Source organism: Bradyrhizobium sp. UFLA05-153, from assembly GCF_054185185.1.
Genome location: NZ_JBBIAM010000055.1, coordinates 1 through 14288, shown reverse-complemented (window position 1 = coordinate 14288; position 14288 = coordinate 1). Strand labels below are relative to the sequence as shown.

Here is a 14288-nt window from a genome sequence, read left to right as displayed (position 1 = left end):
GGAGCGCGGCCGGAGCATCGAACCCGGAATCCCGAGATTCCGGGTCTGGTCCTTCGGACCATCCCGGAATGACCGGCTCCGCCGGTCACGTCATTTCGGTCAGTCGCGCCGCATAGCGGGCCATCAGATCGACCTCGATATTGACCTCGTCCCCGGCGCGCCAGGCACCGATGGTTGTGACGCTGAGGGTGTGCGGGATGATCAGGACCGAAAAGGTCACGTCCTTGACCGTATTGATGGTCAAGGACACGCCGTCCAGGGTGATCGAGCCCTTGGTCGCGATGAAGCGCGCGAGCTCCCGCGTGGTCTTGAGCTCGAACCGCGCCATGTCGGGCAAGTCCTCGCGACTGAGAAGCGTCGCGATCCCGTCGGCATGTCCTGCGACAATATGGCCACCGAGCTCGTCACCGATCTTCAGCGCGCGCTCGAGGTTGAGCTTCGTACCAATTTTCCAGTGCTTGGCCGTCGTCAGCGCCAGCGTTTCCGCCGCGGCGTCGACATCGAACCAAGTCCTTTCAGCAGAGTCTTTGCCGCCTTCGATGCCGGAAGCCACCACGGTCAGGCAGACGCCGTTGCAGGCGATCGAGGCGCCATCGGCGATGGTCGCACGATCGTAGCGGCAGGCAATGCGCAGCCGATGCAACTGGCCCTGCGCCGTCGGCGTCAGGCCGACGATCTCGCCGATATCAGTGACAATGCCGGTGAACATTTAAGCGCGCTCGTAGATGGTGAGAGTATCTCTGTCGAATGTTTCGCTAGCATGAACCTTGAAGGCGGGCGACTGCGTGATTTTCGACAGGGGCAATGCATCGAGCGCATCGACGCCGCCGGCGCCGATCGCTTCGGTCCCGCGGAACAGCCAGATCTCATCCACCAGATCGGCCGCGACGAAGGACGAGGCCACATGGCTGCCGCCCTCGACCATCAGCCGCGTGATGCCCTTCTCGGCCAGCGCGTACAGCACCGCAGGAAGATCGAGCCCCGGCGTACTGTCGGGCGGCATGCGCATGACCTGGACGCCTGCCGCGCCGAGCCGCGTGGCTGCGGCAGCTTCCGCGAGCTCGGAGCCGATCACCCACAGCGGCGTCTCGCGTGCGGAATGGACGAGCTGGCTCGACGACGGAATGCGTAAACTCCGGTCGAGCACGATGCGCACCGGGGAGCGTGCTTCCATGCCCGGCAGGCGACAGGTCAGAAGCGGATCGTCCGCAAGCACCGTGCCGATGCCGACCAGGATGGCATCGCTCTGCGCTCGCAAGAGATGCACGCGGTTGCGCGCGACCTCTCCCGTGATCGCGACCGGCTTGCCGCCGGCCGCCCCGATCTTGTCGTCGGGCGAGACCGCAAGCTTCAGGATCACATGCGGGCGCTTGTAGCGGATACGGCGGAAATGGCCGGCATGATCGTAGGCAGCATCCACAGCACAGAGCCCGACATCGACGGTGATGCCTGCGGCGCGCAAGCGCGCGTGGCCTTGTCCTGCGACCTCCGGATTGGGATCCTCGATCGCCGCCACCACGCGCGTGATGCCGGCCGCGATCACCGCGTCCGCGCAAGGCGGCGACTTGCCGAAATGCGAGCAGGGTTCGAGCGTGACGTAGAGCGTCGCGCCACGGGCCGCCTCGCCCGTGCGTCGCAGGGCCTCGCGCTCGGCATGCGGGCGGCCGCCGTGTTGCGTCCAGCCGCGGCCGACGATCACGCCATCCCTGACGATGACGGCGCCGACGGACGGGTTCGGCCAGGTGCGCCCCTGCCCGCGCCGGCCGAGCGCCAGCGCAAGCTGCATGAAGCGGCGATCAGCGTCTTTGGACTCACGGGCCTTCTGCGCAAGCTGATCCTCCAGAATGCGGAAGATCATTTGCGTATCGCGGCGAGCCGCGCTTCCTCCTCGCCGGAGAGCTCGCCGAGCACGTCGGCAAAATCCTTGGCCTCGCGGAAATTGCGGTAGACGGAGGCGAAGCGCACATAGGCGACGTCGTCGAGCGTGCGCAGATGCTCCATCACCGTCTCACCGATCACCTCCGAGGAGATCTCGGCCTCGCCCGCGGTCTCGAGCTCGCGCACGATGGCAGAAACCATCTTCTCCACCCGCTCCGGCTCGACCGGCCGCTTGCGCAAGGAGATCTGCACGGAGCGCATCAGCTTGTCGCGGTCGAACGGAACGCGGCGGCCGTTGCGCTTGATCACGGTGAGCTCGCGCAGCTGCACGCGCTCGAAGGTGGTGAAGCGGAAATTGCAGGCGACGCAGATGCGCCGCCTGCGGATCACGGACGAATCCTCGGTCGGACGCGAGTCCTTAACCTGCGTATCGAGACTATTGCAGTTGGGACAGCGCATCCGCTTGTTATCCGCCCTTACTGGTAGATCGGGAACCGATCGGTGAGCGCCTTGACGCGTTCCTTGATCGCGGCCTCGACCAGCGGTGCGTTGCCGTCGTCGGACTGCGCGATTGCGTTCAGGACTTCAGCGATCATGCCGCCGACCTGCTGGAATTCAGCGACGCCGAAACCGCGGGTCGTCGCGGCCGGCGTGCCAAGACGCAAACCGGAGGTGACGAAGGGCTTCTCGGGGTCGAAGGGAATGCCGTTCTTGTTGCAGGTGATGGCGGCGCGGACCAGCGCCTTCTCCGAGACGTTGCCCTTCAGGCCCTTCGGCCTGAGGTCAACGAGCATCAGATGGTTGTCGGTGCCGCCCGAGACGATATCGAACCCGTGACTGCGCAGCGTTTCGGCGAGCGCCTTGGCATTCTCGACGACGTTCTTGGCGTAGACCTTGAAATCCGGCCGCAGCGCCTCGGCGAACGCCACCGCCTTCGCCGCGATCACGTGCATCAGCGGCCCGCCCTGGAGACCCGGGAAGATCGCCGAGTTGAGCTTCTTGGTGAGCGTCTCGTCATTCCACAGAATCAGACCGCCGCGCGGTCCGCGCAGCGACTTGTGGGTCGTGGTGGTGGTGACGTGCGCATGAGGCACGGGAGAAGCATGCACGCCACCGGCAACGAGGCCGGCGAAATGCGCCATGTCGACCAGCAGATAGGCACCGACGCTGTCGGCGATCTCGCGGAAGCGCTTGAAGTCCCAGGCGCGCGAATAGGCAGAGCCGCCGGCGATGATCAGCTTCGGCTTGATCTCTTCGGCCTGCTTGGCCACCACGTCCATGTCGATGACCTGGTCCTCGCGTCGCACCGTGTAGTGCGCGGCCTTGAACCACTTGCCGCTCATGTTGACGGGCGAGCCGTGGGTGAGATGGCCGCCGGCGGCCAGATCAAGGCCCATGAAGGTGTCGCCGGGCTGCATCAGCGCCAGGAACACGGCCTGGTTCATCTGGCTGCCGGAGTTCGGCTGCACGTTGGCGAAATTGGCGCCGAACAGCCGCTTGGCGCGATCGATCGCGAGGTTCTCGGCAACGTCAACCCATTCGCAACCGCCATAGTATCGCGCGCCGGGGTAACCTTCCGCGTATTTGTTGGTCATCACCGAACCCTGCGCTTCCAGCACGGCCCGGCTGACGATGTTCTCGGAGGCGATCAGCTCGATCTCGTGGCGCTGACGGCCGAGCTCGCCCTTGATGGCGGCGGCGATTTCCGGGTCGGCCTTGTCGAGCGAGGCCGCAAAAAACGAATCGGGCGCGGAGGCGGTTTTGGCGGACGTCATCGGCGAATATCTCCACCGCCGCAGCCTTTTTGGCAGGCTACGGTCGGTCTTGTGTGGCGGTTGGAAGCAGCCGCGATCTACCACATCGCCCCGGTCCGGCCAAGCATTTGCGGGTCCGGGGCGACAATTATGCCAGATATGGTGGGGATCGCGGGGATTTGGAGGCCCGCAGATGTACGGGATCGCCCGCGCCGGGCGCTCGCCGAGCGTTAACAGGCGGCCGCCGCCACACCCGCCGCTTGGCGCCCAGAGGGGCGCCGGCAGCCGGTTCCTCCGGCTTTGAGATAGACTTGGCCGCCTCTCCTCACAAACCGGTATAACCCGCCTTCACCGGGTCGATGCTGCCGTCGAGCTGGCGCAGGTAGGTCAGGCCGCAGACCGTCAACCGATGAGTGTCCTTCTCGCCCGCCTCAACCAGCGTATTGAGGTAGTTGGTCACCTTGGCCCTCGCCTCCTCGCTCGCCGCAGCGGTGCGGTTGGCGAGCAGGTCATATGTCTTCATGATGCGGTCGATGGCGGCTTCCATGGCATCCTCTGCTCGATCTGAATTTTGGGGAATGCTGTCAGGCAAGCGCGTCGGCCTCGAACGCGGCCTCGAATTTCGCGATCGCCTTGTTGGCCAGCCTGATCTTGTTGAATTCGCCGTGCTGGAACAGCTGCACGATGATCTTCAGTAGCCGCTCATCGGTGACGAGCGTATCGGGGAGCGCGCCGGCTCTGCGGAGATAGTTCGCGGCGATGGCATAGGCCTCGCTCACGATCTCCACGTTCATGGTCTGTAGTCCACGCTCGACCAGCATCGCACGCCTCCGATCTGAAGGGGATAAGCTGCGAGCCGGCGGCTGGTTCCGCAAAGGCGCTGCTTTTTTCGCAGGTGCAAAAACACAAAACGCGCCGGTCCGGGCAAAGCCGGGCCGGCGCGATCGGGGAAGTTTAGGCACGTTCGGGAGGCACGCCGGTCTTGTTCAGGGCCGGCTTGGCCTTGATCCCTCCGAATAAACTCAGAGCCGATACAGGATCTGGTCGGTCCAGAACCGCTCGAGGCGATGCAGCGACTTGTTGAGCGTGGAGAACTCCTCGCCCGAGATGCCGCCGACCTGCTCCACCGTCTTGACGTGCTTCTGGTAGAGCGCGTCGACGATGCGGCGAACTTCCTGGCCCTGCGGGGTCAGGCGGATGCGCACCGAGCGACGATCAACGCGCGAGCGCTGATGATCGAGGAAGCCGAGCTCGACGAGCTTCTTCAGATTGTAGGAGACGTTGGAGCCGAGATAGTAGCCGCGCGTGCGCAGCTCGCCTGCGGTCAGCTCCTTGTCGCCGATGTTGTAGAGCAAGAGCGCCTGCACCGAGTTGATGTCGGCGCGGCCGCGACGATCGAATTCATCCTTGATGACGTCGAGCAAGCGGCGATGCAGCCGCTCCACCAGAGTCAAAGCTTCCAGATAGAGCGACTGCACCGAGCCCTGCTGGCCGGCGACGCGCTCTGCGGTATCTGCCGCAGTTGCGACGGCTTTCATCATGACACTTCCCCTGTTGTCGTTTTTGTCGACACTTATTCGACGAAACTTTTGTCCCGCCTGATAGCCGCAACTTAAGGGGAGGCGTTTGAAGATCAGCTTAAATAAGAGAATAAAGAGATCATGAATTTAAGACAGTGAATCGCGGATTAAGCCTGTGCGACAAGGACTTTTCGCAACCCTCTGTTGACGGTGGCAAGGTCCTGTTCACCCTCCGTCCGCACCACTTGTCGCATTCCAGAACAGCCCTGCCCTGTTTCGAAACGGGAGCGTAAGAGCTGTGGCGGATCACGCAGGATCCGTGAAAACTTGCCGCAAATTTGAGGCAACCATCGATCAACCATCGACGCGCGAAAACACGCTCTCGTGTCCCTGACGCGCTGCAGCGTGCAACGCTGCTGCGCAGTGCCGGCACTCGGACGCCCGACAGACGATTGTGGAAATTGTGGAAAGATGCGCCCCGCACCCGATCGTGGATGCGCTGCGCAAAACCAGAATTGGCTTTGCTATGGCGGGCGCTCGCGCGCGGCCATCCATGCGAGCGCGAGATAGGCGGCGAGCATGAAAGCTTCGACCGCGACCACGATGAGGCTGCCGCCATAGATGCCGGGGAACATCAATTCGATCACCGCCATCGACACCACCGTCGTGAGCCACACGACCGCGCCCCAGGGCGTCGCGAGCCACAGGCCGACGGCGGCGACGAGTTCGATCACGGCGAAGTAGACGGTTGCGGCCTGCCAGGCCATCGACTGGTTCTCGAACGCATCGTCCTCGCCGCCGACGAAGCCCGTCACCTGCGCCCAGTGATAGAGGCCCTTCAGGATCGAGAGCAGCGCCATCACGCGCAGGAATAGCACGAGCCGCCGCGTCCAGACGTTCTCGTCGGACTCGGGTCTCTCGGACGACAACGCGGCCACTGACATTGCGCTGTCTCTGCCGTTGTCCCTGGCGCCGTCGCGGGCGGCATCGCGGGTTGAGATCTCGGACATGGCTCCCCTTCTGGCCGCTTCGCCCGGCAAAATCAATCGGTCTGCTACCGGGTTGCGGAAGGTCAAGCCGCGGTGACGGGAACCATGCGAGCTGGTATAAGAATAATTCTAGTTCGGCATGATCCGGAAAAGTCTGCAGCGGTTTTCCGAAAAGATCATGCCCAAACAACAACTAAGCGCGATGATGAATCATCGCGCTGGAGATACCTACAATGGCGATCAAGTACGGACGTCCGATCGAATTGCGCGAGGTAGCGCGCGGAAACGCGACCGCCGCTCCTGCCAGAGATCTGGGCTTGGATCTGACCGTCCGCCCGCGCCGCAACCGCAAGGCGGAATGGGCGCGGCGCCTGGTGCGCGAGAACGTGCTCACCACGGACGACTTGATCTGGCCGCTGTTCCTGATCGACGGCAGCAACAAGCGCGAGGCGATTGCCTCGATGCCCGGCGTCGAACGTCTCAGCGTCGACCAGGCGGTGCGTGAGGCCGAGCGCGCGATGAAGCTGACGATCCCCTGCATCGCGCTGTTTCCCTACACGGAAGCCTCGCTGCGCGACGAGCACGGCTCGGAAGCGACCAATCCCGACAACCTCGTCTGCCAGGCCGTGCGCGCGATCAAGAAGGAATTCCCTGACATCGGCATCCTCTGCGACGTCGCGCTGGATCCCTTCACCAGCCATGGCCACGACGGCCTGATCGCGGACGGCAGGATCCTGAACGACGAGACGGTCGCCGTGCTCGTGGGCCAGGCGCTGGTGCAGGCGGAGGCCGGCTGCGACATCATCGCGCCCTCCGACATGATGGACGGCCGCGTCGGCGCGATCCGTGAAGGGCTCGACCGTGCCGGCCTGCTCGACGTGCAGATCATGGCCTATGCGGCGAAATACGCCTCTGCCTTCTACGGCCCGTTCCGCGACGCCATCGGCTCAGCCAAGACGCTTGTAGGCGACAAGCGTACGTATCAGATGGACAGCGCCAACACCGATGAAGCACTTCGCGAGGTCGAGCTCGACATCGCCGAGGGCGCTGACATGGTGATGGTGAAGCCCGGCATGCCCTATCTCGACGTCGTGCGGCGGGTGAAGGACACTTTTGCGATGCCGACCTTCGCCTACCAGGTCTCCGGCGAATACGCGATGATCGCGGCAGCTGCCGGCAATGGCTGGCTCGACGGCGAGCGCGCGATGATGGAAAGCCTCCTCGCCTTCAAGCGCGCCGGCGCCGACGGCATGCTGACGTATTTTGCGCCGAAGGCAGCAGAGAAGATCAAGGCGCAGAGTTAATACAACTTCCGTCATTCCGGGGCGGTCCGCAGGACCGAACCCGGAATCTCGAGATTCTCAGGTGCGCAAGTGCGCACCATAGTTCGATGCTGACGCATCGCCCCGAAATGACAGTGTCCAATCACTGCCCCCGAATCGCCGGAATATTTCCGCTTGTTGATCGCCGCGGCCTTGGCAGCGGGACGGCCTGATCCCATGTGCAGCCACGAGTGTTTCCGATCGGAGAACGGACCATGTCGTATTCGGACTCGGGCAATTCGAGCCCTAACTCGGGTCCCCGGCGCAATGACGGCGGGGTTCCGCCGCATGCCTATGATCCCTACCTCCAGCCGGAGCTGTTCCGTGGCGTATCGACCCGACGGGTATTCGCCTTCCTGATCGATCTCATCGCGATCTCGGTCCCGGTAATCCTCGGCTACATCTTCATCGCCGTGTTCGGCATCGTCACGCTTGGTCTGGGCTGGGCGCTGTTCTGGCTCGCCTGGCCGGCCTCGGTGATCTGGGCCGTGGTCTATTACGGCGCCTGCATCGGCGGTCCGCATTCCGCGACGATCGGCATGCGGGTGATGGATCTGGAGTTGCGCACCTGGTACGGCGCACCCGGTTATTTCGTGCTCGGTGCCATGCACGCGGTGCTGTTCTGGGTGTCGATCTCGTTCCTGACGCCGTTCGTGATCGTCGTCGGCCTGTTCAACGGCCGCCGGCGCCTGTTGCACGACATCGTGCTGGGAACGGTCGTCATCAACAACTCGGTCCGCTCGCCCGTGCCTCAGACGGCAAGAACCTATTAGAGAAACCTACTAGAGCGCCTCCTAAACCACCTTGTGAGCTGACCGATTGACCATGAGCCTCCGTAGCGCGATGCTGATACCTGTTTCGGAGGCCTACGACGTCCCTTGACCCAGCACTCGCGCGACACCCCCCAATTCTACCTTACGGCGCCCTCGCCCTGCCCGTACCTGCCGGGCCGGCATGAGCGCAAGGTGTTTACGCACCTCGTGGGGGACCGCGCCGGCGACCTCAATGACCTCCTGACCCATGGCGGCTTCCGCCGCAGCCAGTCGATCGCCTACAGGCCCGCCTGCGACCAGTGCCGGGCCTGCGTCTCGGTCCGGGTGGTCGCCAACGAGTTCCGCCCGTCCCGCAACTTCCGCAAGGTGATGGCGCGCAACGCCGACATCATCGGCGAGCAGCGCAGCGCGGTTCCGACCTCCGAGCAGTATTCGGTGTTCCGCGGCTATCTCGACGCCCGACACCGCCATGGCGGCATGGCCGACATGACCGTGCTCGACTATGCCATGATGGTCGAGGACAGCCATGTCGAGACCCGCATCATCGAGTACCGCAAGCGCGGCCCCGACAGCGGCATCACCGGCCGCGGCGAGGAGCTCTTGGCGGTGGCGCTGACCGACGTGCTCAGCGACGGGCTGTCGATGGTCTATTCCTTCTTTGAGCCGAGCCAGGTCGGCCGCTCGCTCGGCACCTTCATGATCCTCGACCACATTGCCCGCGCCCGGCGCCAGGGCCTGCCCTACGTCTATCTCGGCTACTGGATCGAGGGCTCCAAGAAGATGGACTACAAGGCGCGCTTCCTGCCGCAGCAGCGCCTCGCACCCTCCGGATGGCTGCGCGTCGACGCACAAGGCGACACGGCGTCAGAGCCGCAGGATTAGGCCCTTTCGACGTCTTGCCGCTCAGGGGACTGCCGCTTCGGCCTGGTGCGCCGCAGCCGTCCTGGCGCCAGCGCGATGTCTGACGATGAAGTTGAGCGCCGCGATCCCCGGCAGGAAGAAGTAGCCGCCTCCGAGCGGCTGCGTGAACGAGGCCAGCGTGACTTCGCTGCCGCTCGGCAATCCGGGAATGGTGAACGTTTTGGGGTCAGGAAGCGACCCGACGACGGGGTCGTCCTGGTCGTGGAGAGTCCCGAACCTGGGGTTTTGCACCCAGCGCTGGTGAATGAACTCGAACTGGCGCTCGAGATCCGCATTGCACGCGATGAAGAACAGGCCGTCGCGCGTGCCGCTGTCGGTCTCTTCGCGATAGGGCCGTCCACGGCGGAGCAGCCGGTGCAGCTTGGATGACTTGATGCTCGATTGCACATCGATGCCCAGGGAATCGCGCGGGTTGGACCTACGGATGTGAGCCCCCTTCGGACAAACGAAGCCATTTGCATCCTCGACACGGTAACGGAAGGCGTCGGCCGCCGAATCCGATCCCGGGGGGCCTTGCCAGCCGAGCGGCATGCCATCCATTCGACGTCCCATCAGCTTTTCGCAGATGCCCTGGCCGTTCGCTTTCCTGAACTCCTCGAACGCCTCGACATCCTGCTGGATCTGGCGCACGGCCAGGTAGCTTCCGTTCAGCGTGAAGCGGTCTCCCGACTGCGGCCACTCCTTCACATTGGGACAGTAAGTGAGTTCGTCATACTCGTTGCGATAGCCCAGAACGAATTCTCCGGGCTCGACGACACGATCTTCATAGAAATGGCCGGCGTCCCGTTCGGCCTGCTTCCGCGACGCGCCTCCCTCTTCTCTGAGGCCGCGGATCACGGGTTGCGCGAGGCCATCGCGAAACCCGAACGGCTCGCGCAGTCTGCCGTCTTCTTTCTTCTTGAACGAGCAAGGATTGTTTTCGACGGTCCTGATGACGAACACATCTGGATCGGGAGCCTCCATTCGTGATTCTTCGTCGAGCACCCACCATTGCGCTACGAGAACATGGACCGTCTGGCAGCCGTCGTGGCCTTCAACATCGGACCAGCGCCATTGATCACGCGAAGTGTCTCTCAACAGCTCTTTGCGCAGCGCGCTCCCCATGCCGCTGCTGAAAGGAGTCGGGAACGGATGCGTCTCGGCCTCGGAACAGCCGAGCTTCTTCAGCCCTGAAAAACTGAAAGCGACCGCCACCGCTTCGCTGATCGATGCTTCCGATTTCGCCTTGCCTTCCTCGACGCGCTTGGCACTGACGACCAGGCCGCTGTTGGCGAGTTGTGCAAGCCATGCCCGGGCCTGATCCTCGCGGCCGTCGCGGATCGTCAGCAGCCAGAAGCGGCTGGATTTGAGCCAGCCGAAGCCGCTCTTCAGCATGCCATGGATGTCGTGTCTCTGCTTGGAAAGATGCGGCGCGTGCTTCACGTACTTCATGTTTCGATGGCCCTCATAATCAGGTCGTCGTTTTTCTCGTTGCGCTCGCCGAACAGGGCGTCGCGCAGCCCAGTGGCGAGATTGATCTCGTCGATCGTCGCGTTGCACGCCACGAAGCGGTACAGATTCGGAAGCATGCTGTCGCGCGCGTAGGATTTGAACTTCAGCTCGCACTTCACTCCCCGGTAAATGAGAAACCGCGTCGGCGGGAAGCTGCGCGGCTGCGCAATGCCGGGCTGACCGGCCACCGCCGGTACGCGCGGGTTCAGCTCCGTCCACCGCCATGCCAGCGTCGTTCCGCTGGAAGCGCCGTTGATGAAGTCGTCGAGGTAGCCGCCAAAATTGCCGTCATAGTTCGAGCAAAACAGGAAGCGGCGACCGTTGTCGATGATGTGCCAGTGGCCGAAATGGATGCCCGGCGCATCTCCCAGCCATCCCTGCGTGAAAAACACCCGTCCGGCGAACGTCACGATGCGCAGGGAAGCCCGGATGCACCACGCGCTCCACCCCTGCGGACCGCACAAGTCCGTCAGGCTGATCATGTGCTGAATTCGGTCGACCTCTCGCGCCTCGCATCTCTCGATCGACGGGTGGATCTGCTGGGCGCGAGGAACGTCGTCTTCGAGTGGATGAAAGAACCTTTCGCTCAGCGTCGTGAACCGGCGATTGAGCCGGGAAAACAGCGCGCCGATGCAGAGCACCACGATGATCGCGACAACGGCGATCTCGGTGAGTTCCAATCCAGTAAGCTTCGGTATCTTCGGTTCGATGGTCTGTTCCATATACTCCGGCACCAGCGCGTAGGCCAAAGGAGCGAGGGTGTAGGCTATGGCGCACGCGGCGATGGCCAGGAGCAGCGGCACGCCGATGACCCAGCCGGCCACATAGGTAGACAGCGACGAGATCGTCTCAGTCGGCCGTTCGAGTTCGCGCTGAATGCTCTTCAACCAGCGTCTCCAGGACACGAATTGCGCCGGGAGCGGGACCAGGAACAGCCAGACCAGAAATGCAATCACCGCCACCGCCAGCAGAAAATGTCCACTCATTGCCAGCAGACATTTGCTCGTCTTGCTCACGGCGTCCTCGATCGCCAGCACGACGGGATGCGGCTCGCCGAAGAACCAGTTGTAGGCGCGCGGAAGCGCCCCGCCGAGCCAGAGCACGACGAACCAGAGGACGAGCGCGCTTACTGGATAGGCGAGCTTCGCGCCGATGCCGGCGCCCTTCCCGCGCCAATAGGATCGCGGTGCAGGTTTGGCCGCCCACTCGAAGCGGGGGTTCGTGTATGCCCATCGTGCCAGCGCCAGGGCGAACGCGGTGCGATCATTGCCGTATTTCGGCTTCAGCGTCCGCGCTTCGTTTCGCGTCTGCTTGAGCAGCTCCGCTTCCATCTGGATCTGCCGGACCGACCGGTCGCGGGCGCCGATGAAGGCGCCATCGGCGATGCTGTGGCATTCCATCAGCCGGCCAAGCAATTGCTGCTTCTGCTGATCCGTCGGCTCTTCGACGTTGGGGAAATACATGCCGCCGAAGAGCGACCACATCGCGCCACCGGAATGGTAGATCAGCCGGTACAGCAGGTCGTATGGGCTGAGACCCTCCTCGACGGCAAGCTCGAGCATCAGCGAAGGCCGCTGCTCCGCTGCATCGGCCATGGCCGGCAGGAGCCCGATCGATGCGAAGTGCACTACCGCGACATCCTTGAACAGGTCATTCAGCGCGCCAGAAACGGGCGTTGGAATTTCGCCTCCGCCGGGCCAGCCTGGCGCAACGATGCAGATCATCTGCTGCCGGACAATCTCGAGCATGGCTGTCCTTCTCCGCGCTTACGGGATACGCATACGCATGCACGACATCAGCGGCCCGTCGTACACGATGGCCTTGCCTTCACCGCGCGCCAGCTGCAGCCCGGGCAGGGTCAGCAAGCCGATCAGCGCGCTCGTCAGGATTTCGACTGCGTAGTCCCTGGCAGGACATTGCCGGTAGCCATATCCGAACATGAGATACCGCAAGGCATGTTCGTTGCCCCAATTGCGATGCGGGCAAAACTTGCCGCTGTCAGGAACCGCGGTTGAATCGAACAGGGCAGCGATCGACAAGAGCGAGACCTTCCCGCCGCCTGGACACTTGGCATTGTGTCGCGCGCCGGTCTCGACTTCGGTATCCCGCGGCACGTCACGCGCCAGGAGCGGAAAGATCGGACGGAAGCGCATCAGCTCGAGCACATGGTCGCGCACGACGTTGCGGAAATTGGCGTCGGTCCAGACGGATGCGCCAAGACTTTTGGCCTGCGATCGTAGCTGTTCGTAGACCTTCGGCCGTTCCAGGAGCTCCTGCACGGCAAGAGCTCCGGACTGCACCGTGACCGGATGCGAGATCCAGGCAAGGCCCACCGCGTTTCGTTCAATGTCCGCAGTGGAGCTCGTGACACCCCACGCCGTGCCGATGAGGCCGGTTAGGCGACCGATCCGCGCCTGTAGCGCATCCCCGCAGGTTTCCGCTCGCCGCCGAACCCCTAATGTCGCCAAGCTGCCAGCCAAGAGCTGCCCCGCGACATATCGGATTTCCAGCAGGTACTGTCGTTGCAGGCCCTGATTGACATTGCCCTGCGCGGCCGCGGCCGGGGCCGCCGAGCCCGCAACCACGGCGCCGGTTGCAGTTCCATACAGGGGCCTCATGGCATGAAACACCACCCACATCAGGTAATCATCAATCAGATCGAAAGCGCCCGCTCCGGGTTGGCTCAGAGTATTGATCCGTCGCTTGGCCTCATCATCAGAGTCGACTGGAACGTTCAGAGCGGCCAACCGCTGATGGACCAGGTCCCTGTCGGAATCGTAGGTGGGACCTGGATCCATGCCGATCAGATAGGTCCCGGAGACCATGTTGGCCTCATGCGCCGTGTTGGAGAAGCTTCGCGTCCTTGTCAGAACGCCTTTGACGGCACTGGCGCGGGCCACCATGCTGCCGCCCAGCGAGGGCCAGCGCCTGAGCACAGCGCCGACCGCGCGCAGGACGATGATGTGACGATTGAGCCAGCAAAAGGCACCATAGGAGAAGTTGCGGGCTCCCGGCGACAAGGCATCGGGTTCATACATCGAGAGTTTCATGCTGGGTGCCAATCCTCTTGTCGCTTTGCAAGCGCTGCAACGGCCCGCTTCTGGTAGTAGGGCATGCCGAGACGACGCGCCGCCTCGGAGGTCTGCGCGAAACACGCTTCGGCCGCTGGCTCATCGCCCGCGCACCGCAGCGTCTCGGCCAATTCGTAAAGCGCTTCCGTCCGGTGCCCGTACTCTTCGCCCGCTTGCTCCACCGCCTTGCGTCCGGCGCGGATGGCATCGTCCAGTCGTCCAAAGTTGCGATAGGCGACGCCGAGGGCCACCCGCATGAAGGTCCTGCCGTAAGGACCGGAGGCATCGAGGATGCGGTCGGAAAAACCCTTTTCCAGTAGCGGCACCGCTTCGGAGGCCTTGCCGTTGCGCGCAAGTGCATTCCCGAAAATGCCGGTGCAGGGGGCCAGCATCGTCGGCACGTTGTGCATCACGCACTGCTGCACGCTTTTGCGCATCAAGGCTTCCGCCCGGTCGAGTTCCCCTTTCTCGATCCAGATTTGCCCCTGGGCTATGTCAACCAACAGACGCGAATACGGATGGTCGGCGCGAGAGAGAATCTCGTAGGCCAGCGCGCAGACGCTATGTCC

The 14288-nt window shown here is 63.5% G+C and carries 14 protein-coding genes and 1 pseudogene; 3 read left to right on the top strand and 12 right to left on the bottom strand.

The window, feature by feature from the left end:
- Positions 1-85: 85 nt before the first annotated feature.
- From Q2941_RS28170 to Q2941_RS28135, 8 genes are all read right to left on the bottom strand, one after another.
- Positions 86-709 (bottom strand): riboflavin synthase, encoded by a 624-nt coding sequence (locus Q2941_RS28170; RefSeq protein ID WP_027522893.1) that lies wholly within the window; start codon positions 707-709, stop codon positions 86-88.
- Complete coding sequence (gene ribD, locus Q2941_RS28165; RefSeq protein ID WP_458194398.1) at positions 710-1858, bottom strand: bifunctional diaminohydroxyphosphoribosylaminopyrimidine deaminase/5-amino-6-(5-phosphoribosylamino)uracil reductase RibD; 1149 nt, start codon at positions 1856-1858, stop codon at positions 710-712. It abuts the gene before it with no gap.
- Positions 1855-2337, bottom strand: a complete 483-nt coding sequence (nrdR, locus tag Q2941_RS28160; protein ID WP_027522895.1) for a transcriptional regulator NrdR — start codon at positions 2335-2337, stop codon at positions 1855-1857. Before nrdR ends, ribD begins: the two co-directional genes overlap by 4 nt.
- 17 nt (positions 2338-2354) lie before the next feature.
- The gene (gene glyA, locus Q2941_RS28155; protein WP_458194397.1) at positions 2355-3653 is read right to left on the bottom strand and encodes a serine hydroxymethyltransferase; all 1299 of its coding nucleotides are present in this window, start codon (positions 3651-3653) and stop codon (positions 2355-2357) included.
- 304 nt (positions 3654-3957) lie between these two features.
- Positions 3958-4179: a hypothetical protein gene (locus tag Q2941_RS28150; RefSeq protein WP_027522897.1), complete on the bottom strand. Its 222-nt coding sequence runs from the start codon at positions 4177-4179 to the stop codon at positions 3958-3960.
- A 37-nt stretch (positions 4180-4216) separates the two neighbouring features.
- Entirely contained in the window at positions 4217-4453 is a 237-nt protein-coding gene (locus Q2941_RS28145; protein ID WP_254112120.1) for a hypothetical protein, read from the bottom strand.
- A 201-nt stretch (positions 4454-4654) separates the two neighbouring features.
- A complete protein-coding gene (gene ldtR, locus Q2941_RS28140) occupies positions 4655-5173 on the bottom strand; it encodes a transcriptional regulator LdtR (RefSeq protein ID WP_027522899.1) in 519 nt (172 codons plus the stop codon).
- A gap of 503 nt (positions 5174-5676) precedes the next feature.
- Positions 5677-6162, bottom strand: a complete 486-nt coding sequence (locus tag Q2941_RS28135) for a DUF6163 family protein (protein ID WP_027522900.1) — start codon at positions 6160-6162, stop codon at positions 5677-5679.
- 212 nt (positions 6163-6374) lie between these two features.
- Between Q2941_RS28135 and hemB the strand changes: the two genes are divergently transcribed.
- The 3 genes from hemB (at position 6375) to Q2941_RS28120 (ending at position 9118) form a co-directional block, all read left to right on the top strand.
- Positions 6375-7445, top strand: a complete 1071-nt coding sequence (gene hemB, locus Q2941_RS28130) for a porphobilinogen synthase (RefSeq protein ID WP_458194396.1) — start codon at positions 6375-6377, stop codon at positions 7443-7445.
- A 233-nt stretch (positions 7446-7678) separates the two neighbouring features.
- Positions 7679-8236 (top strand): RDD family protein, encoded by a 558-nt coding sequence (locus tag Q2941_RS28125; protein WP_458194395.1) that lies wholly within the window; start codon positions 7679-7681, stop codon positions 8234-8236.
- A 105-nt stretch (positions 8237-8341) separates the two neighbouring features.
- Entirely contained in the window at positions 8342-9118 is a 777-nt protein-coding gene (locus tag Q2941_RS28120) for an arginyltransferase (RefSeq protein WP_027522903.1), read from the top strand.
- 21 nt (positions 9119-9139) lie between these two features.
- On the opposite strand, the gene Q2941_RS28115 is transcribed toward Q2941_RS28120, so the two are convergent.
- The 4 genes and pseudogenes from Q2941_RS28115 to Q2941_RS28100 form a co-directional block, all read right to left on the bottom strand.
- A complete protein-coding gene (locus tag Q2941_RS28115) occupies positions 9140-10588 on the bottom strand; it encodes a Dyp-type peroxidase (RefSeq protein ID WP_458194394.1) in 1449 nt (482 codons plus the stop codon).
- Complete coding sequence (locus Q2941_RS28110; RefSeq protein ID WP_458194393.1) at positions 10585-12396, bottom strand: hypothetical protein; 1812 nt, start codon at positions 12394-12396, stop codon at positions 10585-10587. Before Q2941_RS28110 ends, Q2941_RS28115 begins: the two co-directional genes overlap by 4 nt.
- Positions 12397-12414: 18 nt before the next feature.
- Positions 12415-13698 (bottom strand): cytochrome P450, encoded by a 1284-nt coding sequence (locus Q2941_RS28105; RefSeq protein ID WP_458194392.1) that lies wholly within the window; start codon positions 13696-13698, stop codon positions 12415-12417.
- Positions 13695-14288: pseudogene (locus tag Q2941_RS28100) on the bottom strand (adenylate/guanylate cyclase domain-containing protein); the annotation flags it as partial. The pseudogene Q2941_RS28100 and the gene Q2941_RS28105, both read right to left, overlap by 4 nt.

Bases quoted from the DNA above. Each gene is read 5' to 3' on its own strand.
- Q2941_RS28170 (WP_027522893.1), bottom strand. From the start codon at position 709: ATGTTCACCGGCATTGTCACTGATATCGGCGAGATCGTCGGCCTGACG.
- ribD (WP_458194398.1), bottom strand. From the start codon at position 1,858: ATGATCTTCCGCATTCTGGAGGATCAGCTTGCGCAGAAGGCCCGTGAG.
- nrdR (WP_027522895.1), bottom strand. From the start codon at position 2,337: ATGCGCTGTCCCAACTGCAATAGTCTCGATACGCAGGTTAAGGACTCG.
- glyA (WP_458194397.1), bottom strand. From the start codon at position 3,653: ATGACGTCCGCCAAAACCGCCTCCGCGCCCGATTCGTTTTTTGCGGCC.
- Q2941_RS28150 (WP_027522897.1), bottom strand. From the start codon at position 4,179: ATGGAAGCCGCCATCGACCGCATCATGAAGACATATGACCTGCTCGCC.
- Q2941_RS28145 (WP_254112120.1), bottom strand. From the start codon at position 4,453: ATGCTGGTCGAGCGTGGACTACAGACCATGAACGTGGAGATCGTGAGC.
- ldtR (WP_027522899.1), bottom strand. From the start codon at position 5,173: ATGATGAAAGCCGTCGCAACTGCGGCAGATACCGCAGAGCGCGTCGCC.
- Q2941_RS28135 (WP_027522900.1), bottom strand. From the start codon at position 6,162: ATGTCCGAGATCTCAACCCGCGATGCCGCCCGCGACGGCGCCAGGGAC.
- hemB (WP_458194396.1), top strand. From the start codon at position 6,375: ATGGCGATCAAGTACGGACGTCCGATCGAATTGCGCGAGGTAGCGCGC.
- Q2941_RS28125 (WP_458194395.1), top strand. From the start codon at position 7,679: ATGTCGTATTCGGACTCGGGCAATTCGAGCCCTAACTCGGGTCCCCGG.
- Q2941_RS28115 (WP_458194394.1), bottom strand. From the start codon at position 10,588: ATGAAGTACGTGAAGCACGCGCCGCATCTTTCCAAGCAGAGACACGAC.
- Q2941_RS28110 (WP_458194393.1), bottom strand. From the start codon at position 12,396: ATGCTCGAGATTGTCCGGCAGCAGATGATCTGCATCGTTGCGCCAGGC.
- Q2941_RS28105 (WP_458194392.1), bottom strand. From the start codon at position 13,698: ATGAAACTCTCGATGTATGAACCCGATGCCTTGTCGCCGGGAGCCCGC.